Genomic DNA, 19,978 nt, shown 5'->3' on the forward strand with positions numbered 1-19,978 from the left:
AGACATTACAATTGTAGCGTCTATTTACCTGTCATTTCATCGTCTAGGATAAGCATCGATCATAGAGAAACTAGACCTATTCACGATTTTTACCCCTTTGAGATCGGCCCATTTATTTAACAATTGATGTGCATAAAACGTCAAGAAAGTTAATCGCATCAAGTCCGTCATATTAAAAGGTTTGACCTTTTGAGGATTTTCTAGGAGCGGCAACTTCTCTTCTTTTCCATAGAAATGCTTGTAGACCATATAAAGCCGGTTGCTCTCTTGATCAACATGGACATCATTATGGAAGCTCATATCCGCTCCAAATATTTCCACTGAATCATATTCACATAGAATTGCTACATACACAGCAAAGATAAGCACATTGACAGCTGGAGGTGCGACGATACCAGAAGATAGTGCCATTGGGCCATATTTAATATTAGTTACATTACTAGGAATTGCTCGCAGCACTTTTATCGCTATGTTGCTGTTTTTGATATTGCCTTGAATGAACTCTCTGTCAGCAAAGTCAGGAATAATCAATTGCATTTCCCAAGACACAAGTTCATTTAGATCTTTAAACAATTTATCTCTTTTTTCCACCAGAGAGCTATGGGTGGTTTCATCCCAGAAATAGCTATCAATTAAAATATATTTATTAGGTTTCAACGCCGTAAAATGCTCAGACTCTGAGAAATGATTAACAGCAATCACATCACTATCTGTACCAATACTATTAATATCTGACTTTAAGGATGGTCCATTACCTAAAACCGTACATTTCTCATGTGTACGATAAAAGTCTTTAGGTGAATCAGTGCTTTTATCGCTTCGCTTTTTGAATGAACGGAAAGTTGAAGAAAAATGCCTCTTCATACTTATCGATTGCTTTATATTTTTAATTTTATTCATCTTAACCTACGCAAAACTTTTAAAACCGTTCGATAATCCAGCGTTTTAACAAAATAACAAATCGCTTCGCTGTACAAAGCAGACTTTGATTGTGAAAGTGATGCCATAAACTCAGCGGTACACATACGCTTTTTAATCGCACTCACAACTTTAGTGGCGTTTTTACTCTCTGCATCTCGCAAGTTCATTTTAAGATCTTGCAGTTCACGCTGAGCATTAATTACTGTGTTGTCATACCTTTCTTCACGTGTTTCTTTTGCGAACGTTGATATGCCACCCAATCGATATTGGATCCATTTTTTGTTTTCATGATGAATACCATTTAACAAAAAGGCTCGAAGGACATTGATGCGATCTTCATTGATGATGTCTTTGTTGTAAGGAGCAAACTCGTTCAGTACATCAGAGGTAAAAGCGGCGCAACAACCATCTACTGCACACTTTCTATTAATAATATTTTCGAGTGTGTACGGCTTTTTATTTTGCTTAATCGATTCAAATGACTCAATAACATCGCCTTGCTCAGAAATTTTGTCGTAACCACCAATAATTAAGCTTGGTTTGCCATTTTTCAACCAGGCTTCATAAGTTTCCTCAACTCGGCTCGGCATCGCTATATCATCGCCAGCTTGTACAATAATAAGCTTATTTTGGTATTGCCCCCGCAAGGAGTTGATTTGGCTAACTAAACCAACATTTTGCTTATTGTGGCGATATTCAATATTTAATCCTTTAGGCGCAAACTCTAAAAGCGATAGAATTATTTTATGACTATCATCAGGTGAACAGTCATCCAAGATCAATAATTGGCTTGGCCACACGGTCTGGTTCAATGCCGCTGGCAATGTTTTCTCAAGATAACGAGATTGTTTATAACAAAAGAAGACATAAACCACGTCTTCTAATACTTGCACATGCTCTTGTGTCATTACTCAACCTTAAAAGAGTTGATTGCATCGACTACTTCTTGACTCTCGTCTTCACTCAAGTAGGACGACATTGGCAATGACAGCACCTCATTTTGTAACTGCTCAGTCAACGCTAATGACAGATGACCAAACTCTTTATAAGCCTGCTGTTTATGCGGCGCTATCGGGTAATGTACTTGTGTTTGAATACCATGCTCTGATAAATGCTTAACCAATGCATCTCGGTGTGAAGTTCGCACCACAAACAAATGCCATACATGTGCCTCAGGCTCTGTCACTTCCGGCAAGATAATATTCGGGTTGTTGATTTCGCGTAAGTAAAATGCCGCCAGCTCCTGACGCGCTTTCGTCTGCGCTGGAAGGTAGTTCAGTTTCACTGACAACATCGCCGACTGAATTTCATCCAAACGACTGTTCAATCCTTGATAAAGATTCTGGTATTTAACATGTGAACCGTAGTTTCGAAGGGCACGCAAGGTTTCGGCAAGCTCTTCATCGTTGGTCGTAATAGCGCCACCATCACCCAATGCACCTAGGTTTTTACCCGGATAGAAGCTAAAGCCTGAGGCGTCACCCCATGCTCCAGACTTCTTACCATCAAGTGTCGCACCATGAGACTGGGCGCTGTCTTCCAACACGAGAAGATTGTGTTTTGTTGCCAACGCCATAATCGCTGGCATATCGGCCAACTGGCCGTACAGGTGCACCGGCAAAATGACTTTCGTCTTTTCTGTAATCGCCGCTTCAATCGCTTCAGGACTGATATTGTGCGTCTGCTCATCCGGCTCCACAAACACCGGAACCAAGTCCGCTTCGGTGACCGCCAATACCGATGCGATATAGGTATTACCCGGTACGATAACTTCATCACCTTTGTTGATTTTTCCTAGCTCTCGCCAAGCCTTTAACGTCAGTGTTAAAGCATCTAAGCCATTCGCAACGCCTATACAATGTTTAACACCACAGTAGTCAGCAAATGCTTGTTCAAACTGTTCCGTTTCCTTGCCAAGGATATACCAGCCAGATTCAATCACGCGTGCACAGGCTTGTTTCAATTCGTCTTCGTACTCGGCATTTAAGCGCTTTAGCTCTAAAAAATTAACGTTCATTATCTACCTAGGATTTTTTCACACTTCAATTTCATTGGCTCAATATCTGACGGGTATATTTCATAAAGATAATCCAAGTCTGTATCGCCAACGAGTCGAGCACCGAACTTTTCATGGAATTTGTTTACCGCATGGTTATCTTTGCGAACATCGAAGTGGCATTTTTTAAAACCCAACACATCAAAGCCAAATTGATAAACTAAAAGAGCACTTTCGAGGGCAGCGTAACGTGTTTTTTCATGATTCAGGATCCAACTTCCCCAACAAAAAGAAACACCTTTAAAGTCGTAAAGTCTAACTGTTCCGCATTTGGTTCCATCTAGCCTCTCTATAATGAAGTAAAACTGCTTCTTTTGTTGCTCGTCCTCTTTATACGCTCTTATCCATAATCTTTGTGCTTCAACACTCGTATCGCATTTGGACAAGTGTGTATTGTATTTTTCATCACCTCGAAGCTGAGTTATAAACTCTGCATCATCTTCTTGAACAAGGCGAAGTTGTATTGTCTTACTTTTCAGCATGTTTGTTTACCACATTCAAAAATTCAGCATAATCGCGTATGTAATCGGCTTCATCATACAATTCACTAGCGACAACCATTAGCACACAATCTTCAGAAAAGTCGTGCATCTCACGCCATTTTAAGCCTTTGATATGCAGTCCTACATCGGGAGATGAAAGCGTCACTTTCTCTTTCGTGGTGCCATCATCAATGACGAAAGTCACGCTACCTTTCATACAGATAGCGACTTGCTCTAAGTCGTAGTGTGCATGAAAGCCCCTAGCTAAACCGCTTTGTGTATCAAAAATGTAGTAAATACGTTTGATATCAAACGGAATGTTTTTGTGTTGCTCTAACGAGATTAGTGAACCTCGCTCATCACCCATTTTCTGAAAAGATATTAGCGGTATATTTGACATTTATTCTTCCAATAACTCTAGAAGATAGCGGCCATAATCGTTTTTAGATAAGGCTTTTCCTGCAGCTTGAATATGATCTCGTGTTAACCACCCTCGGCGATAAGCAATCTCTTCTAAGCAAGCCACTTTATAACCTTGTCGTTTCTCGATCGTTTCGACAAAGTGAGCAGCTTCAAGCAAGCTGCCATGTGTCCCCGTGTCTAACCACGCAAAGCCGCGCCCTAGCACGTCAACCGTCAATTTCCCTTGCTCTAAGTAAGCTTGGTTAATACTCGTAATTTCTAACTCGCCACGATGAGACGGTTGAATAGTTTTGGCAATGTCCACGACGCGGTTATCGTAGAAATACAGTCCGGTAACGGCGTAATTGGATTTTGGCTTGAATGGCTTCTCTTCAATCGATAGCGCTCTCATCTCTTCATCAAATTCCACCACACCAAAGCGCTCAGGATCTTTCACTTTATAGCCAAAGACCGTCGCACCTTCCGTCAAAGCAGCAGCTTGCTGCAACTTCGGAGTGAACCCTTGTCCATAAAAGATGTTGTCACCCAGCACTAAACATACTGAATCATCGCCAATGAATTCTTCGCCAATGATGAACGCTTGAGCTAAGCCGTCTGGGCTTGGTTGAATCGCGTATTGCAACTCAATGCCAAACTCTGAGCCATCACCCAATAGGCGCTGAAATCCTTCCTGGTCTTCTGGCGTGGTGATGATCAAGATTTCACGAATACCAGCTAGCATGAGTACCGACAACGGGTAGTAAATCATTGGTTTGTCATAAACCGGCAGTAACTGCTTAGAAACACCGCGTGTAATAGGGTAAAGGCGAGTGCCCGAGCCACCTGCTAAAATAATGCCTTTCATTATTCGCCCGCTCCTAATCGCTCTAAACTGTATGAACCATCAAGCACACGTTGCCACCATTGTGGGTTGTTTAGGTACCATTCGACGGTTTTGCGAATACCGCTTTCAAACGTTTCTTCTGGCGTCCAGCCAAGCTCTTGAGCAATCTTGGTGGCATCAATTGCGTAACGCACATCATGACCTGGGCGATCTTTCACATACGTGATCAAAGATTCATAAGACTCAACACCTGCAGGTTTGTTTGGTCGCAGCTCTTCAAGCAAAGCACAAATGGTTTTCACCACTTCGATGTTGGCTTTTTCGTTATGGCCACCAATGTTGTAGGTTTCACCGACTTCACCTTCGTTGACCACTTTGTACAGCGCGCGAGCATGGTCTTCCACAAACAGCCAATCTCGGATCTGCATACCATCACCATACACAGGCAACGGCTTGCCATCGAGGGCATTTAAAATCATCAGAGGGATCAACTTCTCTGGGAAGTGGTACGGGCCATAGTTGTTGGAGCAATTCGTGATAAGTGTTGGTAAGCCATAAGTACGTTGCCAAGCGCGAACCAGGTGATCGCTCGAAGCTTTAGATGCAGAATATGGGCTGCTCGGCGCGTATGAGGTGGTTTCGGTGAACAAATCGTCCGTACCCTCTAAATCGCCATACACTTCATCCGTAGAAATATGATGAAAACGGAATGCCGATTGGCGCGCTTCATCTAAGCCCGACCAATATTGACGAGCCGCTTCAAGCAAATGGTAAGTGCCCATCACGTTGGTCTCAATAAAAGCAGCAGGACCATCAATAGAGCGATCGACATGAGACTCGGCGGCCAAATGCATCACCCTATCGGGTTGATGCTCTGAAAACACGCGATCTAGTTCAGCTCGGTCACAGATATCCACTTGCTCGAAGTGGTAACGTTCACTCTCTGAGACATCAACCAGTGATTCTAGATTCCCTGCGTAGGTCAGTTTATCTAAATTGATGACGGTATCTTGGGTGTCACGAATGATATGTCGGACAACAGCTGACCCAATGAAGCCTGCTCCACCGGTTACTAATATTTTCATTACAAATGTTACCTACGTTAATTTTTGTGCCATCAGATACACATGAATACTTTATGATTATTGTAGTTTATAGACTCACTCGAGCATCGTTAGACTCAAGAAGGCTTACTTAGAGCAATCAACATAAAATGATAAAAAACTCAATTAAGATTGAGAAGCATAACCGTCCTGAAAATGTTCAAAATCGGACTCTTGCCAAATAATCTGTCGCTTTAAACGCTCTTTATTAAATGAACGCAGAAGTCTATTTAGATTTTGATGCTTCCAGTCACCAGAAGTTTCAAAACGACACTTATCAAAATCGATAATCCATACCTTATCTTTGTCGTCGATCAAGATATTGTGGATATTCAAATCGGTATGGTTAACGCCAACCTGATGCATCTTGGCAATTTCTTGCCCTATTTTCTGATACATTTCTACCGATAAAGACTGTTCTTGCAAGATACTAACCAGATCTCTGGCGTTTGGGATTCGCTCACTTAATAAATCAGCTTGATAGAAGAGTCCTGACTTTACGGCTCTTGCTGCAATAGGACGAGGAACGTGTACCCCAGCCTCAATTAGCGCCAACAAAAGCTGAAACTCTTGCGCACAACGGGTGTTATCCCAGCCAGAGAACCAATAATGATCGTTAACTAACTTCCCAAACAAACCGCCACGACGGTAATGACGTAGTGCCGCTTGCATGTTCTCTAGTTGGATAAACCATGTCGTGCCTCGCCCCGTCGCACTGCCAACCACCTTGTCGGAGGACTGCCAGTATTCCGCATCAAATATCGGTTGGCTAGGGTCTGTAATGATCTCGTCATCAAACCAGATCACTTGGTTGTTGTTTTTATACTGTTGAGTCATACGCTCACCCTCTAGCCTAAATACCGGCTGGCTAATATATACAACCAAGTAAATGCAGCAAACGCCAAAGCAACCATAACGGCAGCAGAGCCTATATCTTTAGCTCGACCACTGAGTTCATGCCGTTCAATACCGATACGATCCACTACCGCCTCAATCGCTGAGTTTACAAGCTCTACAATCAAGACTAACACCACGACCCCGATCATTAAGATACGCTCAACCATGCCGACATCCACGAGCCAAGCCAAAATCACGGCGATACTCAACAGAGCCAACTCTTGTCGAATGGCAGCTTCATACTTAAAAGCCGCTTTTAATCCTTGGATCGAATAACCCGTCGCTTTAACGATGCGCTTTAGCCCAGTGTTACCCGGCTTGCCAGATTCTTGCGATTGATGTGGTGTTGTCTTTGACATTGCAGAACACTTATCGGTACTTAGCTATATTCGAGCCGTGTATTTTACATTTATTGGGGATGTCTGCATAATTTACCTGCCTCTATTCATCGAATCAGACAATAATTATGTTCACTTCTGCCCCATCGTCACTATGCGTCTTGCGTTTGTCCGCTATCGGAGACGTTTGCAATACTATCGCCACCATTCAAGCTATTCAGAAACACTGGCCTTCGACCCAGATTACTTGGATAACGGGTAAACTTGAAGCCCAGTTATTAGCCGCCATCGATGGTGTAGAAGTGATTGTTTTTGATAAAAAAGCGGGACTTGATGGCTACAAATCACTTTGGCGACAGCTGAAAGGCAGAGAGTTTGATGCGCTATTGCATATGCAGTACGCGATTCGAGCGAGTGTCGCAACGTTGGGCATTAAAGCAAAATACAAACTTGGTTTCTCTTCTGATAGAAGCCAGGACTTTCAAACACTATTTACCAATGTCAAAGTGCCTTCCCCGCAATCTCTGCATGTCGCAGATGGCTTAATGGCCTTTGCCCATCAAATTGGGGTACCAAAGGCAGGACTAGACTGGGTACTTTCTTATTCAGACCACGACCAAGCTTGGGCAGAGTCTCATATTTCTCGTAGTAAACCTAACCTGCTGATTGTGCCTGGTGCGAGCAAAGCTTATAAAAACTGGAACGCGGAAGGTTATGTGGATGTGATTCATCACGCCAGAACAAAAGGCTGGAACGTGATTCTGGCAGGTAGCCCTGCTCAGGTAGAATTGGATCTGGCAGAAGCCATTCAATCTCGCTTGGAAGAACCGTGTCTAAATTTAGTTGGACAAAGTTCAATTCTGCAAATGCTTGCGTTAATAGATAAGGTTGAAATGGTCATCGCCCCCGATACCGGACCAGCACACATGGCGAATGCCATGAAAACGCCAATCATCGGGCTCTATGCACACCATAATCCGCTGCGAGTGGGACCTTACCGTTATCTAAAGTACGTTGTCTCAGTGTATGAAGAAACAATCTTTGCGGAAACAGGCAAAAACAGTCACGAGTTAAGCTGGCGAACTCGCGCTAAAGATGAAACGGCAATGAACCGCATTACCAACACTCAAGTAATGAGCATGTTCGATCAAGTCTTAGAAGATTTGTATCCTCAATACCAGTAAACTTACTGTCTTGATTTGTTAAGAAGGAAATGACCTTGTCCAAACCAACCTTAGCCGTTGCCTTAATTGTAAAAAATGAAGAGAAGCACTTACAAGCTTGTCTAGACACAGTAAAAGATTGGGTCGATGAAATTGTCCTTCTAGACTCGGGCAGCACTGATCGCACTGAAGAAATCGCCCGACAATACACAGATAAGTTTTACACCAACCTAGATTGGCCAGGATTCGGTAAACAGCGCCAACTGGCGCAGCAATACGTTACAGCAGACTACGTTTTGTGGCTTGATGCAGACGAACAAGTCACTCCAGAGCTAAAAGAAAGTATCTTACACGCGGTATCAGCCAATAAGCCGAACGTTTTATACAAACTTAATCGACTAAGCTCAGCGTTTGGTAAGTTCATCTACCATTCTGGTTGGTCTCCAGACTGGATTGTGCGCTTATATCGCACCGAATATACACAATATAATGATTCGCTCGTTCATGAAAAAGTTGATGAGAAAAACTATCAAACTGAAAAGCTGGATGGTCGACTGCATCACTACACTTACGAGCACCTTCATCATTACATCAATAAAACCACTGGTTACCTCAAGGCCTGGACAGATGAACGGGAAGGTAAAAAGAAAGCGGGGTTAACGACCGCTATCGTTCACGCTCTTGCGAGCTTTTTGAAGATGTATGTGCTCAAACGAGGTTTCCTTGATGGCAAACATGGCTTCATTCTAGCTTGGCTAAGCATGCACTCTACTTTTGTAAAATACATCGATCTCTACTTACGTGAACAGGCAAGAAAATCATGAAAACGACTTTAATTATCACCACTTACAACTGGAAAGAAGCATTAAAAGCGGTGTTAGAAAGCGTGAAACGTCAAACCGTTTTGCCTGACGAAGTAATTGTTGCAGATGACGGTTCTCGAGACGATACCAAAGCAATGATCGACCAACTGCGTGACGGCTTTCCAGTACCACTTATTCATAGCTGGCACGAAGATAATGGCTTTCAACTTTCAATGAGCCGCAACCGTGCGATCGCCAAAGCATCAGGTGACTACCTCATCATGATTGATGGCGACATGGTGCTGTCCCAAACGTTTATTGAATCACATAAGCAAGTCGCAAAACCAAATTGGTTTGTGCAGGGCGGACGTGTGTTAACGGATGAAAGCTGCAGCAAGGCCATCATGGAAAACGGCTTAGTGCCTTCTATCTTCAGCAAAGGCATTCGCAATCGTAAAAACTGTATCACCAACGCTTTGCTATCGAAATGGTTCTCTTACGAGCGCAATAACGATAAAGCCACTCGCGGTTGCAACATGGCGTTTTGGCGACAAGATGTCATCGAGGTGAATGGCTTCAACCAAGATTTTGTTGGATGGGGACGCGAAGACAGCGAGTTTGTTCATCGCATGTTGAATGCGGGTAAGTCACGTCTTTACCTAAAATTCGCAGGTGTAGGCTACCACTTGTACCACGTAGAAAACTCTCGCGCGTCACTCGGACAAAATGACGAGATTTTAGAGAACACCATTAAAAACAAGCTTAAACGCTGTGAGAATGGTGTTGATCAATTTCTAGAAGCTTAAGATGATAAAAAAGGGGCGTTTCGCCCCTTTTTTATTGTTGCTGAGATAAAGCGAAGTACTTATCGGCAACCATCAATGAGATCAAACGCTCTTTACGTTTATCTTTGAACTGCTCAACCCACTGGTGCGCATTTTCAATGATCGCTAATGCTTCTTGCTCATTCGCTAGGTAATAATCCATCTTTTCGGGCAAATCCGAATAGTCATCCTTCACTTCAACATAGTGGACGCCTGCCTCTAACTTACCTTCCATAAACCAAGTCTCATATTTTGGCTTTGACATAATAACCAAGGAGTTAGACGACATAGCCCACTTAAGGTTGGTGGCCACATCATTGCCTTCTATACAGAGCAAAAACTTATACTGCAGTTGCTCTTCAATACTCATAAAGCCCTTTTCCCATGGTTTCCCTTCTACCGGGCGGGTCTGGCCAATATTGCATTGCGGATGGTTGTAAAACGCATGAATCACCTTTTTACGATGCGGCTGAAAACCCACGCCGCGCCACGCTACCATGTCCTTTTTATCTTGATAGCGAACAGGATCATCAATAAATTTAAAATGACGAACTTGATTAAGTTTCAACACCACTGAATTTTGGTTGTTACCAAAAATAGGGCGGCTTTTTATAAAGCTCGGTACATTGGGGATGTGTGTAACATCGCCGTTGATGTAGTTAAACGCAAAACTGGAAGGGAAATAGCGTACAACTTGGCGAAGATCGAAAAAATACGTCCAGCCTTTCGTTTTTTTGAATGTATCGATGGTCGAGTAATTTTGTTCTCGGCTATCGACTGAAAACGGCGTTTCACACTTATTGTAATAGTTCACTCGCTCAAGACAGCGGTGCTGCTCTGCTTCGGTCAGATTCGAAAGTAAACGCTTGGCTTGTGCTCGATATACAAAGCGAGGGATAAGTATCGAGAGAGCGTTTGAGAAATAATAAGGGAACTTACTGTCTTTCATTCAGTTTTTCCCCAATCGCGATGGCTACTGGCTTGGGAACGAATTGTTCGATACTTCCGCCATGAATCGCTACTTCTCTCACGATAGTCGACGACAAAAACGCAAACTCTTCTTCAGGAGTTAAAAATACGCTCTCGATTCCTGGTAATAGCTTTCGGTACATGTTGGTCAGTCCAAACTCGTATTCAAAGTCTACCGTTGTTCGTAAACCACGAATAAGAACCTTAGCTTTCTCATCTCTCGCGAAATCCACTAATAACCCGGAGAACCCCTTTACCGTCACACCAGGTAAATGCGCTACAACGTCCTGCATCAGTGCAACGCGCTCTTCCAATGAAAACATAGTGTTCTTCGATGGGCTTGCGGCTACGCCAATCACAACCTCATCAAACATTTCGTGAGTACGTTCTATTAGATTGAGGTGACCATTAGTCACTGGATCAAAAGTGCCCGGATAAATGACTTTCATATAATTTACTAAGTTATTCGAAACTGATTGAATTATTGAGGCTCGAACGCAAGATTACAACAACTTAAGCTCGATAATAGCTCGACTTACTTCTGACACTCACTACAAAAGAAGGTATTACGTTGGCCAATCTTTAGCTCTTGAAGTCGTTCGCCACACTCTGGGCATGGCTCTCCGGGTTTTCCGTAAACCAATAACTCTTGTGCAAAGTAACCCGGCTTTCCATCGGCTTGCGCAAAATCTTTCAGAGTAGTCCCACCTTGCGTAATGGCAATCTCAAGTGTCATTTTGATATTTTCAACAAGTAACCTCCACTCTTGAGAAGTCAACTTACCTGCGGGCCTTGAAGGGTGAATTCGAGATTTAAACAACGACTCATTCGCGTAGATGTTCCCAACACCAACCACGACTTTGTTGTCCATGATGAACTGCTTGACGGCGACACGCTTATTTTTAGCTTTCTCCGCTACATATTCCGCATTGAACTCTTCAGTTAAAGGCTCAGGCCCCATGTTTGCTAGCACAGCATGTGACTCGCCAGGAGCACACCACAGCCATGCCCCAAAACGACGCGGATCGTTATAACGCAGTATTTTTCCACTGCTTAGTTTGAGATCCACATGATCGTGCTTTGCTGGCGGAAAGTCGGCATCTAGGACACGTAAAGACCCAGACATGCCCAAGTGAACAATGGCTGTACCTGTGTTTGTCTCGATCAGTAAGTATTTCGCACGACGGCTAATCGCACGGATCACCTGCCCTTCCAATTTTTTAAGCTCTGTAGGAATATCCCAGCGCAATTTAGGCGTTCGAAAAGTAAACGACTGGATCGTTTGTCCAACCATGTGGGGGCTAATCCCCATACGGCTCACTTCAACTTCTGGCAACTCAGGCATTAGATTCTCCAATTCACCGGCTAATAGTTCTCGCTGCTAGCATAATCGAAAAGAAAAACGATAAATAGGGAAGCTTATTAGGGGTATAGGCGCAAAAAGGCTCTACTCTGGCATAAGGTAGTTTTCATCGACGGAGATAGCGACCCATTTGTCTTGCCAGGTTTTAAATAGCCAAAAATCAGGTAAACGAAAGAAAGTCACCCGCTGCGGCTCTTCGAGATCCTGATACCAAACTTCTACCGTTTCAGGTACCGTCAGGTTAGGTTTTAAATGATCGTACTGTTCTGAGGTGAGCTCGGTCCCTTCCAATGATTGCCAGCGTGATACAAGTTCACTGATCGGTGCATCAACTTTGATGTTGGATTGCCATCGTCCATCATGCAGTTCAAACTCCCAGCCACTATAGTACAAAGACTCCACCGTATAGTCGGAGCGAAGTACATTTGGGTAAGGGTCTGCTTGGTCTGTTAATAGGTAAGTTTTGATCCACATCGGCGCATTTAAGATCACTATAAACGCGATAATGCCCAGAATAAGAATATTGTTCCATCGGCGGCGACGAGCCGGACTCACACGCATAACCATCTCTACTCTCTTATCGTTATGAGTAAACTACCAAAGAGTATTGAGCTTGACTAGAACAACGGTGTGCAAGTGTGTAGGGAAGTGGTAACGAAGCGGCAGAGAGCGATCAATCAAAAATTCGAGTATAGAGTCGGACCAGTAAAATAACTTCAGCAGTACTTTATAATCCGATGACGTACTGAACACTTTATCTTCAGCACTTTTATTCAGGTAATAAAAAACCCAACTCGAAAGTTGGGTTTTTCAATTCATCAAAGAGACTGAAACCAATTATTTGATTTTTGCTTCTTTGTACATAACGTGCTGGCGAACTACTGGATCAAACTTTTTGATCTCAAATTTGCCTGGCATGTTACGCTTGTTCTTATCAGTTGTGTAGAAGTGGCCTGTACCTGCAGAAGATACTAGACGGATTTTCTCACGAACGCCTTTCTTTGCCATTGCTTATTTCCTCTTAAACGTTTTCGCCACGTGCACGCATGTCTGCAAGAACAGTATCAATACCTTTCTTGTCGATGATGCGCATACCTTTAGCAGATAGACGTAGTTTAACAAAACGTTTTTCGCTCTCTACCCAGAAACGATGAGTTTGTAGGTTCGGCAGAAAACGACGCTTAGTAGCATTTCGTGCGTGTGAACGGTTGTTACCCGTTACTGGACGCTTACCAGTTACTTGGCATACTCGTGACATGAATGTCTTCTCCAAAATCGTTTCAGCTCGATATCAACCTTGGTGGCCGAACCTCTCTATCTCTCGAAAAGAAGTTAGAGGTTAAGAACCGCTATGGAAAATCCATACAAGGCTATCAAAGGTCGCGCATTATACTAACTTGATATGCATTGCTCAAGACCCGAACAGATCCTTTTTACAGGTTTTCGTGATCTTTTTTTAGACAGCAGATTTTTTTAGCAGTCCAAGCTGAATTCAGTTAAAAATTTAGTGGCGTGGATGATAGCAGATTTTTAGCAACTAACAACCTAAAAAACGCACAGTTATATCCAGCCTCTTTCAGCAAAAGAGACACTTTCCCCATCTCCGATGACGAAATGGTCCAAAATACGAATATCCACCAATGCTAATGCGTCAATGAGACGCCTTGTAATCCTTCTGTCAGCTTGGCTCGGCTCAGCAACCCCTGAAGGATGATTGTGCGCCAAAATCAAAGCCGCCGCGTTATGATGCAGAGCACGCTTAACAACTTCTCTCGGATACACCGACGCTGCATCCAACGTTCCTTCAAATAAAATTTCATCTTTTATCACTCGGTGCTGGTTATCGAGAAAAAGAATATAAAAAGCCTCTCTTTGCCGATCCCTTAAAATAGAAGACAGATATAACTTAGTTTGGTCGGGGCTGGTTAAGGCATCACCACGCTTTAGCGTCTCCGCCAAGTAACGTTGTGTCATTTCTAGTACAGCTTGCAATTGAACATACTTGGCTTGCCCTAATCCTTTGTGACGACAAAACTCTTCTTCTGATGCTGAAAATAGTTGTCTGAGCGAACCAAAGTCTTGAATAAGGAAGTCTGCAAGCTCAATCACGTTCATTCCGCGGGTGCCTGTGCGCAAGAAGATGGCCAGCAGTTCGGCATCGGTCAAAGCTTGCGGCCCTCGTTGCAGTAGCTTCTCTCTGGGCATGGACTCATTTGGCAAAGCTTTCAGTATCATCTGATGTCTCTTTATATGGAAAGTGTCCCTATTCCACAAAACAAAAAGCGAAAGTCGAGTATGACTTTCGCTTTCTTCGTACCATCAGTGCTTTCCATGCAACTTAACAGTTCATCAGAGTTTAAAGTTGCCAACCAAGCCGTGAATTTCCGTTCCAGACTGTGATAGCTGCGTGCTGATTGACTCGGCATGCTGCAACGTCTCATTAATGTTGTTCACGATCTGTTGAATAGCCACTAAGTTTTGGTTGATGTCTTCTGCAACCGCACTTTGTTCTTCGGCGGCAGACGCGGTTTGAATCCCCATATCTCGAATCGTACCGATAGAATTATAAACACCAGAAAGAGATTGCTGAATGAGCGCCGATTCTTCCGCCGTTTTGACACCTCTTTTTTGGCTCACCGACATCGTACTGACCGCTCTTGATACACCATTTTGTAGCTGCTTAAGCATGTCACCAATTTCATGAGTACTATTTTGTGTACGACTGGCTAACGAGCGCACTTCATCCGCAACGACGGCAAACCCTCGACCTTGCTCACCGGCTCTAGCCGCTTCAATCGCCGCATTTAGGGCCAACAAATTCGTTTGCTCGGCTATCTCGCCAATCACATCCAGCACTTTGGTTATTTTTTCAGTCTGTAAACTCAACTCAGAAATTGCATCTGACGTGCTGTCTATCTCCGTCACGAGTTCGGTAATGCCTTCTATTGCTTGCTCGACCTCATGCTGAGCAGCGGTGACTTGACTGTTGGCATCGTCAATTGCCTGCGCGGTCGCATTGGTATTGCTGGCTACTTCTTTGGCAGTCATGCTCATTTGCGTCACTGCCGTCACGACTTTGTCCGTCTCTAAACAGTGTTCCTGCATTTGACCGCTCGCTTGGCTGGTCTGAGTGTTCAGGCTTTGAGAAACGGTCTGTACTGTCGTCGCAGAGCGATGAATGTCCTGCATCAGTGGGTGCAGCTTATCCATAAACTCATTAAACGCCGCCGCCACTTCACCGACTTCATCCTGACTTTCGACTTTTAAACGAGCCGTTAAGTCACCGCCGCCTGCGGCAACATCTTTTAATGAAGCCGCGACATGTTGTAATGGCTGAATGCCTTTAGACACCACGATACTGGTGAGAACACTGGTAATGATCAATCCAATAGCGGAAATCAACACGGCAGATAATGTATGCTCTTTTAGCTCTTGAGTCTTTAACTCTCTGTGCATCGCAACTTGCTGGTCGATGTCATCAATATAAACGCCAGTACCTAAAACCCAGTCCCATTTCGATAGATATTCTGCATAGCCCAACTTAGGCGCTTGTGCGTCAATGGTCGGTTTGTGCCACGAGAAATAGAGGAACCCATCCCCTTTTTGAGAAGCGTCAATCAAGCCCGCAATAACTGCGACCCCATTTTCATCTTTTAAGTCGTAAAGGTTTTTACCCTCTAATGCAGGTTTGATGGCGTGCAACGTATTCACACCTTGAGAGTCGTAGGCAAAAAAGTAACCATCGCTTTCAAAGCGCATGGCTTTCAGAATTTCTTTTGCTGCCTCTTTATTACTTCCATTTACATCCGTGTCGTATAACGGTTTTATCGCCGTCACGCCCATCATCATATAGGCTTGTAACTCTTTCTTTTTCGTTTCGATGAGCTCTTGCCTGTCTCTTGCCAGCTCCGCTTCCAAACTTTTACTGCTGTTGATGTAATACACCACTGAGATCAACGTAGTGATCAACAACAGCGGAATTAGGGTTATCAGCAGCAATTTGTTTCGACTTTTCAACACCATGGTTTCCACTACCTCTTTTTCTTTTCAGACTTGCAAACTCCGCGCAACTTGTCTGTGAGGTAGGCGAGAATTTTCCCTTCCTCAGTCAGATTAATACTCTGGAGTTTGATGTGAATTATCTTCTCGTTATATATGCTCGGGCGGTCAGACTTTGAATTGTGTTAAAATCCGGTCATCAAATTGGAGATCTCACATGCAAACACTAGCAGGAAAGAAAATTCTACTCGGCATCAGTGGCGGTATTGCCGCGTATAAATGTGCGGAGCTAACCCGTCGCCTCATAGAGAGAGGAGCGCAAGTTCAAGTTGTAATGACGAAAGCCGCAAAAGAGTTCATTACCCCTTTAACCATGCAAGCCGTTTCGGGCCGTCCTGTCTCGGACAGTTTACTAGACCCAGCAGCGGAAGCCTCTATGGGCCATATTGAATTGGCCAAATGGGCAGATTTAGTGCTATTAGCGCCCGCGACCGCGGACTTAATCGCACGCATGTCCGCAGGCATGGGGAACGATTTACTTACTACGCTCGTGCTCGCGACGGATTCCCCTGTTGCTGTTTCTCCTGCGATGAATCAACAGATGTATCGCAATATCGCAACCCAAGAGAACATCGCTACGTTAGCGCGTCGTGGTATGCACATCTGGGGCCCTGCGGCAGGAGAGCAAGCCTGTGGTGATGTGGGACCAGGTAGAATGCTGGAACCAATGCAGCTAGTACATTTATGTGAACAGTTCTTTCAACCAAAATTGCTAGAAGGTAGGTCGATACTCATTACCGCCGGACCAACTCGCGAAGCGATTGATCCAGTGCGTTACATTACGAACCATAGCTCCGGGAAAATGGGCTATGCATTGGCGAGCGCCGCAGCGCAGATGGGAGCAAAAGTCACCCTCGTGAGCGGTCCTGTCAGTTTAAATACGCCCGTAGGTGTTGAGCGCATAAATGTTTCCAGTGCACAAGAGATGCACGAAGCCGTTATGACACATGCAAACCAGCATGATGCCTTTATTAGCTGCGCTGCCGTTGCCGACTACCGCCCACAAACGATCGCGTCTCAAAAGTTGAAAAAGACAGAAGACAACGACGAAATGGTCATTAATATGGTTAAAAATCCTGATATTGTTGCATCTGTGGCAGCAATGACGGAGAAGCGTCCGTTTACCGTCGGTTTTGCGGCTGAAACCAATGATGTAGAGACCTATGCTCGAGGCAAGTTAACAAAGAAAAACCTCGATATGATCTGTGCAAACGACGTTTCGGTTGCAGGGCAAGGATTTAACAGCAACGACAACGCAATTACCCTTTACTGGCCTGAAGGTGAACTTGCGCTCGCTTTGGAATCAAAAGAAGCATTGAGCTTTAAAATTCTCGAAAAAATGCATCAATTGATGTAACTAACGTTTGAAAACCCTGCCAATTTTTTACAAAAGCTGGCATAAATTTGGTACAAAAATGACAACTAAGGGTGTTAAATCTCCCATTCCACCCTTAGTGGTCTAGTTTGAGGCGAAATAGCGTCTTATAATCCCCTCCGCTCAACTTTGTATTTTGAAAGGAAGTAACTAATGGCCGGCAGTAAAAAATCCAACCGTCGTGAAGAAATCTTACAAGCATTGGCAGAAATGCTTGAATCAACAGATGGCGCTTCACGCATTACTACGGCAAAACTGGCCAAGCAAGTCGGCGTTTCAGAAGCCGCGCTGTATCGTCATTTCCCAAGTAAAGCGCGCATGTTCGAAGGGTTGATTGAGTTCATTGAAGAAGCCTTGATGACACGTATCAACCGTATTCTAGACGACGAAAAAGATACACTAGAGCGTATTCGTATGGTGATGCACCTTATTTTGGCGTTCTCTGAACGTAACCCAGGTCTGACACGCATTTTGTCGGGTCATGCTCTAATGTTTGAAAATGAACGTCTACGTGAACGCATCAATCAACTCTTTGAGCGTATAGAAACACAATTGCGCCAAATCCTGCGTGAACGTAAGATTCGTGAAGGGAAGTCTTTCCCTGTCGAAGAGCGCATCCTAGCCGCGCAAATTCTGGGACAAGTTGAGGGGAGCCTAAACCGCTTTGTGCGTAGCGACTTTAAATACCAGCCGACTGCAAACTTTGACGAGTACTGGGCGCTTTTGAGTGCACAAATAAAGTAAAAGACTATGAGTAAAGACAAATACACGCAGCCCGAGTTTTCTCTTTCACTTCTTCACCCTCGTAACTGGGGCGTATGGCTTGGTTTTGGTCTGTTGGCCATCCTCGTCAATATTCTTCCTTATCGGCTGCTGCTTTCATTAGGTCGTTCACTCGGCAAACTTGGCATGCGCTACGGTAAAAAGCGTGTCCACGTTGCTCAGCGTAACTTAGAATTGGCCTTTCCAGACAAAACACCTGAAGAGATTCAACATATTGTTGAAGAGAACTTCAAAAATACCGGTATGGCACTGATAGAAACCGGAATCACTTGGTTCTGGCCGACTTGGCGCTTTAAAAACCTGATCGTCGAGAAAGATCTCGGCGCACTGCGTGAAAAAGCCAAAGAAGGTAAAGGCGTCCTACTTTGTTGTGTCCATGCTCTTAATCTAGAGATCACTGCGCGTGCTTTCGCCGTGTTAGGCGTGGCCGGGTACGGCGCGTTTCGTCCGCATAATAATCCTGCTTATAACTTTATCCAGTATTGGGGACGGACACATAACGGCAATAAACTGATTGATCGTAAAGATGTAAAAAAGATGATTCGTGTTTTACGCAGCGGTGAGCGTCTGTTCTATTTACCGGATCACGATTACGGTCGCAAAAAATCAGTATTTGTGCCCTTCTTTGCCGTAGACGATGCGTGTACAACAACAGGCACGAGCATTCTGGCGTATACCTCAAAATGTGCGATCATCCCAGGCTCAGGGTTTCGCAATGACGAAGGAAAATACGACATCATCGCTGATAAGTGCATTGAAGCCGACTATCCACAAAAAGACGAAGTCGCCGCTGCCGCTTATATGAACAAGTATGTGGAAGAAGTCATTCTACGCGCTCCAGAGCAATGGATGTGGCTCCATAAACGCTATAAAACCATGCAAGATGAGCATGTCGAGAAAGGCATTCGCTATAAGTAAGTGGTCAAGGCGATGAATCCAAAAACAAAAAAGGGCAGATGAATATCCATCTGCCCTTTTTACTTTTTCAGAAAAAGTAACCAATTAAATGCCGTATTCTGCGCGGTATGCTTTGACTGCTTCTAGATGCTCTTTGTCTGTGCCTTTCTCTTCAAGGAAAGTCACAAGGTCAGTCAAGCTAACGATCGAGATGATTGCACAACCAAAGTCACGCTCCACTTCTTGAATCGCAGACAACTCACCTTTGCCTTTTTCTTGGCGGTCAATCGCAACCAACACACCAGCAAGGTCTGCGCCATTTGCTTGAATGATTTCCATCGATTCACGAATCGCAGTACCTGCTGTGATTACGTCATCTACTAGCATGATACGACCTTCAAGCGCAGAGCCTACAAGGTTACCGCCTTCGCCGTGATCTTTCGCTTCTTTACGGTTGAAGCAGTAAGGCGTGTCGACGTCATGATGATCCGCCAGCGCGACTGCTGTTGTCGTCGCGATTGGGATACCTTTGTACGCCGGGCCAAACAGCACATCAAACTCAATGCCAGAATCAGCAAGCGCTGCTGCGTAAAAACGACCAAGACGCGCTAGGTCACGACCAGTATTGAAAAGACCAGCGTTAAAGAAGTACGGGCTTTTACGGCCAGATTTCAAAGTAAACTCACCAAACTTAAGAAC

24 protein-coding genes are annotated in these 19,978 nt (G+C 44.2%); 6 read left to right on the forward strand and 18 right to left on the reverse strand.

Annotated features, from left to right (window positions below):
- Positions 1–36: 36 nt before the first annotated feature.
- The 9 genes from R8269_RS11080 to R8269_RS11120 form a co-directional block, all read right to left on the reverse strand.
- Positions 37–900 carry a hypothetical protein gene (locus R8269_RS11080; RefSeq protein WP_149192299.1) on the reverse strand — a complete coding sequence of 288 codons (864 nt, stop codon included), beginning with the start codon at positions 898–900 and terminating at the stop codon, positions 37–39.
- Entirely contained in the window at positions 897–1,829 is a 933-nt protein-coding gene (locus tag R8269_RS11085; RefSeq protein ID WP_017820715.1) for a glycosyltransferase family 2 protein, read from the reverse strand. Before R8269_RS11085 ends, R8269_RS11080 begins: the two co-directional genes overlap by 4 nt.
- Positions 1,829–2,938 carry a DegT/DnrJ/EryC1/StrS family aminotransferase gene (locus R8269_RS11090; RefSeq protein ID WP_017634981.1) on the reverse strand — a complete coding sequence of 370 codons (1,110 nt, stop codon included), beginning with the start codon at positions 2,936–2,938 and terminating at the stop codon, positions 1,829–1,831. The genes R8269_RS11085 and R8269_RS11090 overlap by 1 nt, the downstream gene beginning before the upstream one ends.
- A complete protein-coding gene (locus R8269_RS11095) occupies positions 2,938–3,459 on the reverse strand; it encodes a GNAT family N-acetyltransferase (RefSeq protein WP_017634982.1) in 522 nt (173 codons plus the stop codon). Before R8269_RS11095 ends, R8269_RS11090 begins: the two co-directional genes overlap by 1 nt.
- The gene (locus R8269_RS11100; RefSeq protein ID WP_005489486.1) at positions 3,446–3,859 is read right to left on the reverse strand and encodes a sugar 3,4-ketoisomerase; all 414 of its coding nucleotides are present in this window, start codon (positions 3,857–3,859) and stop codon (positions 3,446–3,448) included. Before R8269_RS11100 ends, R8269_RS11095 begins: the two co-directional genes overlap by 14 nt.
- A complete protein-coding gene (gene rfbA, locus R8269_RS11105) occupies positions 3,860–4,726 on the reverse strand; it encodes a glucose-1-phosphate thymidylyltransferase RfbA (protein ID WP_025520720.1) in 867 nt (288 codons plus the stop codon).
- A complete protein-coding gene (gene rfbB / locus R8269_RS11110; RefSeq protein WP_149192298.1) occupies positions 4,726–5,790 on the reverse strand; it encodes a dTDP-glucose 4,6-dehydratase in 1,065 nt (354 codons plus the stop codon). The genes rfbA and rfbB overlap by 1 nt, the downstream gene beginning before the upstream one ends.
- Before the next feature lie 144 nt (positions 5,791–5,934).
- On the reverse strand, positions 5,935–6,645 hold the full coding sequence (locus tag R8269_RS11115) for a 3-deoxy-D-manno-octulosonic acid kinase (RefSeq protein WP_005379425.1): 711 nt from the start codon (positions 6,643–6,645) through the stop codon (positions 5,935–5,937).
- Positions 6,646–6,656: 11 nt separating this feature from the next.
- Positions 6,657–7,064: a diacylglycerol kinase gene (locus R8269_RS11120; RefSeq protein ID WP_005379424.1), complete on the reverse strand. Its 408-nt coding sequence runs from the start codon at positions 7,062–7,064 to the stop codon at positions 6,657–6,659.
- Between the two features lie 107 nt (positions 7,065–7,171).
- On the opposite strand from R8269_RS11120, the gene R8269_RS11125 reads away from it, so the two are divergent.
- From R8269_RS11125 to R8269_RS11135, 3 genes are read left to right on the forward strand one after another with little or no spacing between them, the layout of a single operon-like run.
- Positions 7,172–8,227: a glycosyltransferase family 9 protein gene (locus tag R8269_RS11125; protein ID WP_005379423.1), complete on the forward strand. Its 1,056-nt coding sequence runs from the start codon at positions 7,172–7,174 to the stop codon at positions 8,225–8,227.
- Between the two features lie 35 nt (positions 8,228–8,262).
- The gene (locus tag R8269_RS11130) at positions 8,263–9,030 is read left to right on the forward strand and encodes a glycosyltransferase family 2 protein (protein WP_047103887.1); all 768 of its coding nucleotides are present in this window, start codon (positions 8,263–8,265) and stop codon (positions 9,028–9,030) included.
- Entirely contained in the window at positions 9,027–9,815 is a 789-nt protein-coding gene (locus R8269_RS11135) for a glycosyltransferase family 2 protein (RefSeq protein ID WP_017634986.1), read from the forward strand. Before R8269_RS11130 ends, R8269_RS11135 begins: the two co-directional genes overlap by 4 nt.
- A gap of 31 nt (positions 9,816–9,846) precedes the next feature.
- On the opposite strand, the gene R8269_RS11140 is transcribed toward R8269_RS11135, so the two are convergent.
- The 8 genes from R8269_RS11140 to R8269_RS11175 all read right to left on the reverse strand — a co-directional run bounded on the left by R8269_RS11140 (position 9,847) and on the right by R8269_RS11175 (position 16,188).
- On the reverse strand, positions 9,847–10,782 hold the full coding sequence (locus R8269_RS11140) for a glycosyl transferase family 90 (RefSeq protein WP_149192296.1): 936 nt from the start codon (positions 10,780–10,782) through the stop codon (positions 9,847–9,849).
- Positions 10,769–11,251, reverse strand: a complete 483-nt coding sequence (gene coaD, locus R8269_RS11145; RefSeq protein WP_005379411.1) for a pantetheine-phosphate adenylyltransferase — start codon at positions 11,249–11,251, stop codon at positions 10,769–10,771. The genes R8269_RS11140 and coaD overlap by 14 nt, the downstream gene beginning before the upstream one ends.
- An 86-nt stretch (positions 11,252–11,337) precedes the next feature.
- On the reverse strand, positions 11,338–12,147 hold the full coding sequence (gene mutM, locus R8269_RS11150) for a bifunctional DNA-formamidopyrimidine glycosylase/DNA-(apurinic or apyrimidinic site) lyase (protein ID WP_042522608.1): 810 nt from the start codon (positions 12,145–12,147) through the stop codon (positions 11,338–11,340).
- A 102-nt stretch (positions 12,148–12,249) separates the two neighbouring features.
- Positions 12,250–12,726 carry a hypothetical protein gene (locus R8269_RS11155; protein ID WP_031777180.1) on the reverse strand — a complete coding sequence of 159 codons (477 nt, stop codon included), beginning with the start codon at positions 12,724–12,726 and terminating at the stop codon, positions 12,250–12,252.
- 276 nt (positions 12,727–13,002) lie between these two features.
- Positions 13,003–13,173, reverse strand: coding sequence for a 50S ribosomal protein L33 (gene rpmG, locus R8269_RS11160; RefSeq protein WP_004410866.1), 171 nt, complete (start codon positions 13,171–13,173; stop codon positions 13,003–13,005).
- Positions 13,174–13,186: 13 nt separating this feature from the next.
- The gene (gene rpmB, locus R8269_RS11165) at positions 13,187–13,423 is read right to left on the reverse strand and encodes a 50S ribosomal protein L28 (protein WP_005384783.1); all 237 of its coding nucleotides are present in this window, start codon (positions 13,421–13,423) and stop codon (positions 13,187–13,189) included.
- A gap of 302 nt (positions 13,424–13,725) precedes the next feature.
- A complete protein-coding gene (gene radC, locus R8269_RS11170; RefSeq protein ID WP_017820707.1) occupies positions 13,726–14,400 on the reverse strand; it encodes a RadC family protein in 675 nt (224 codons plus the stop codon).
- Positions 14,401–14,514: 114 nt separating this feature from the next.
- Entirely contained in the window at positions 14,515–16,188 is a 1,674-nt protein-coding gene (locus R8269_RS11175) for a methyl-accepting chemotaxis protein (protein WP_318222537.1), read from the reverse strand.
- A 193-nt stretch (positions 16,189–16,381) separates the two neighbouring features.
- Here R8269_RS11175 and coaBC point away from each other — a divergent pair, with 193 nt between their 5' ends.
- From coaBC to R8269_RS11190, 3 genes are all read left to right on the forward strand, one after another.
- On the forward strand, positions 16,382–17,581 hold the full coding sequence (coaBC, locus tag R8269_RS11180; protein ID WP_005384780.1) for a bifunctional phosphopantothenoylcysteine decarboxylase/phosphopantothenate--cysteine ligase CoaBC: 1,200 nt from the start codon (positions 16,382–16,384) through the stop codon (positions 17,579–17,581).
- A 171-nt stretch (positions 17,582–17,752) separates the two neighbouring features.
- On the forward strand, positions 17,753–18,343 hold the full coding sequence (gene slmA, locus R8269_RS11185) for a nucleoid occlusion factor SlmA (protein WP_005379386.1): 591 nt from the start codon (positions 17,753–17,755) through the stop codon (positions 18,341–18,343).
- A gap of 6 nt (positions 18,344–18,349) precedes the next feature.
- Entirely contained in the window at positions 18,350–19,300 is a 951-nt protein-coding gene (locus R8269_RS11190) for a Kdo(2)-lipid IV(A) acyltransferase (protein WP_033905948.1), read from the forward strand.
- Between the two features lie 84 nt (positions 19,301–19,384).
- Here R8269_RS11190 and pyrE read toward each other — a convergent pair.
- On the reverse strand, positions 19,385–19,978 hold a 594-nt coding region (gene pyrE / locus R8269_RS11195), incomplete at its 5' end, for an orotate phosphoribosyltransferase (protein WP_318222538.1).

This window comes from Vibrio sp. Vb0667, from assembly GCF_033391095.1.

What these genes read in the sequence shown, in the direction of transcription:
- radC (WP_017820707.1), bottom strand. Translation starts at nt 14,400, where the DNA reads ATGATACTGAAAGCTTTGCCAAATGAGTCCATGCCCAGAGAGAAGCTA.
- R8269_RS11100 (WP_005489486.1), bottom strand. Translation starts at nt 3,859, where the DNA reads ATGTCAAATATACCGCTAATATCTTTTCAGAAAATGGGTGATGAGCGA.
- coaD (WP_005379411.1), bottom strand. Translation starts at nt 11,251, where the DNA reads ATGAAAGTCATTTATCCGGGCACTTTTGATCCAGTGACTAATGGTCAC.
- rpmG (WP_004410866.1), bottom strand. Translation starts at nt 13,173, where the DNA reads ATGGCAAAGAAAGGCGTTCGTGAGAAAATCCGTCTAGTATCTTCTGCA.
- R8269_RS11125 (WP_005379423.1), top strand. Translation starts at nt 7,172, where the DNA reads ATGTTCACTTCTGCCCCATCGTCACTATGCGTCTTGCGTTTGTCCGCT.
- R8269_RS11080 (WP_149192299.1), bottom strand. Translation starts at nt 900, where the DNA reads ATGAATAAAATTAAAAATATAAAGCAATCGATAAGTATGAAGAGGCAT.
- mutM (WP_042522608.1), bottom strand. Translation starts at nt 12,147, where the DNA reads ATGCCTGAGTTGCCAGAAGTTGAAGTGAGCCGTATGGGGATTAGCCCC.
- R8269_RS11085 (WP_017820715.1), bottom strand. Translation starts at nt 1,829, where the DNA reads ATGACACAAGAGCATGTGCAAGTATTAGAAGACGTGGTTTATGTCTTC.
- coaBC (WP_005384780.1), top strand. Translation starts at nt 16,382, where the DNA reads ATGCAAACACTAGCAGGAAAGAAAATTCTACTCGGCATCAGTGGCGGT.
- slmA (WP_005379386.1), top strand. Translation starts at nt 17,753, where the DNA reads ATGGCCGGCAGTAAAAAATCCAACCGTCGTGAAGAAATCTTACAAGCA.
- rpmB (WP_005384783.1), bottom strand. Translation starts at nt 13,423, where the DNA reads ATGTCACGAGTATGCCAAGTAACTGGTAAGCGTCCAGTAACGGGTAAC.
- rfbB (WP_149192298.1), bottom strand. Translation starts at nt 5,790, where the DNA reads ATGAAAATATTAGTAACCGGTGGAGCAGGCTTCATTGGGTCAGCTGTT.
- R8269_RS11120 (WP_005379424.1), bottom strand. Translation starts at nt 7,064, where the DNA reads ATGTCAAAGACAACACCACATCAATCGCAAGAATCTGGCAAGCCGGGT.
- R8269_RS11115 (WP_005379425.1), bottom strand. Translation starts at nt 6,645, where the DNA reads ATGACTCAACAGTATAAAAACAACAACCAAGTGATCTGGTTTGATGAC.
- R8269_RS11140 (WP_149192296.1), bottom strand. Translation starts at nt 10,782, where the DNA reads ATGAAAGACAGTAAGTTCCCTTATTATTTCTCAAACGCTCTCTCGATA.
- rfbA (WP_025520720.1), bottom strand. Translation starts at nt 4,726, where the DNA reads ATGAAAGGCATTATTTTAGCAGGTGGCTCGGGCACTCGCCTTTACCCT.
- R8269_RS11190 (WP_033905948.1), top strand. Translation starts at nt 18,350, where the DNA reads ATGAGTAAAGACAAATACACGCAGCCCGAGTTTTCTCTTTCACTTCTT.
- R8269_RS11155 (WP_031777180.1), bottom strand. Translation starts at nt 12,726, where the DNA reads ATGCGTGTGAGTCCGGCTCGTCGCCGCCGATGGAACAATATTCTTATT.
- R8269_RS11135 (WP_017634986.1), top strand. Translation starts at nt 9,027, where the DNA reads ATGAAAACGACTTTAATTATCACCACTTACAACTGGAAAGAAGCATTA.
- R8269_RS11090 (WP_017634981.1), bottom strand. Translation starts at nt 2,938, where the DNA reads ATGAACGTTAATTTTTTAGAGCTAAAGCGCTTAAATGCCGAGTACGAA.
- R8269_RS11095 (WP_017634982.1), bottom strand. Translation starts at nt 3,459, where the DNA reads ATGCTGAAAAGTAAGACAATACAACTTCGCCTTGTTCAAGAAGATGAT.
- R8269_RS11175 (WP_318222537.1), bottom strand. Translation starts at nt 16,188, where the DNA reads ATGGTGTTGAAAAGTCGAAACAAATTGCTGCTGATAACCCTAATTCCG.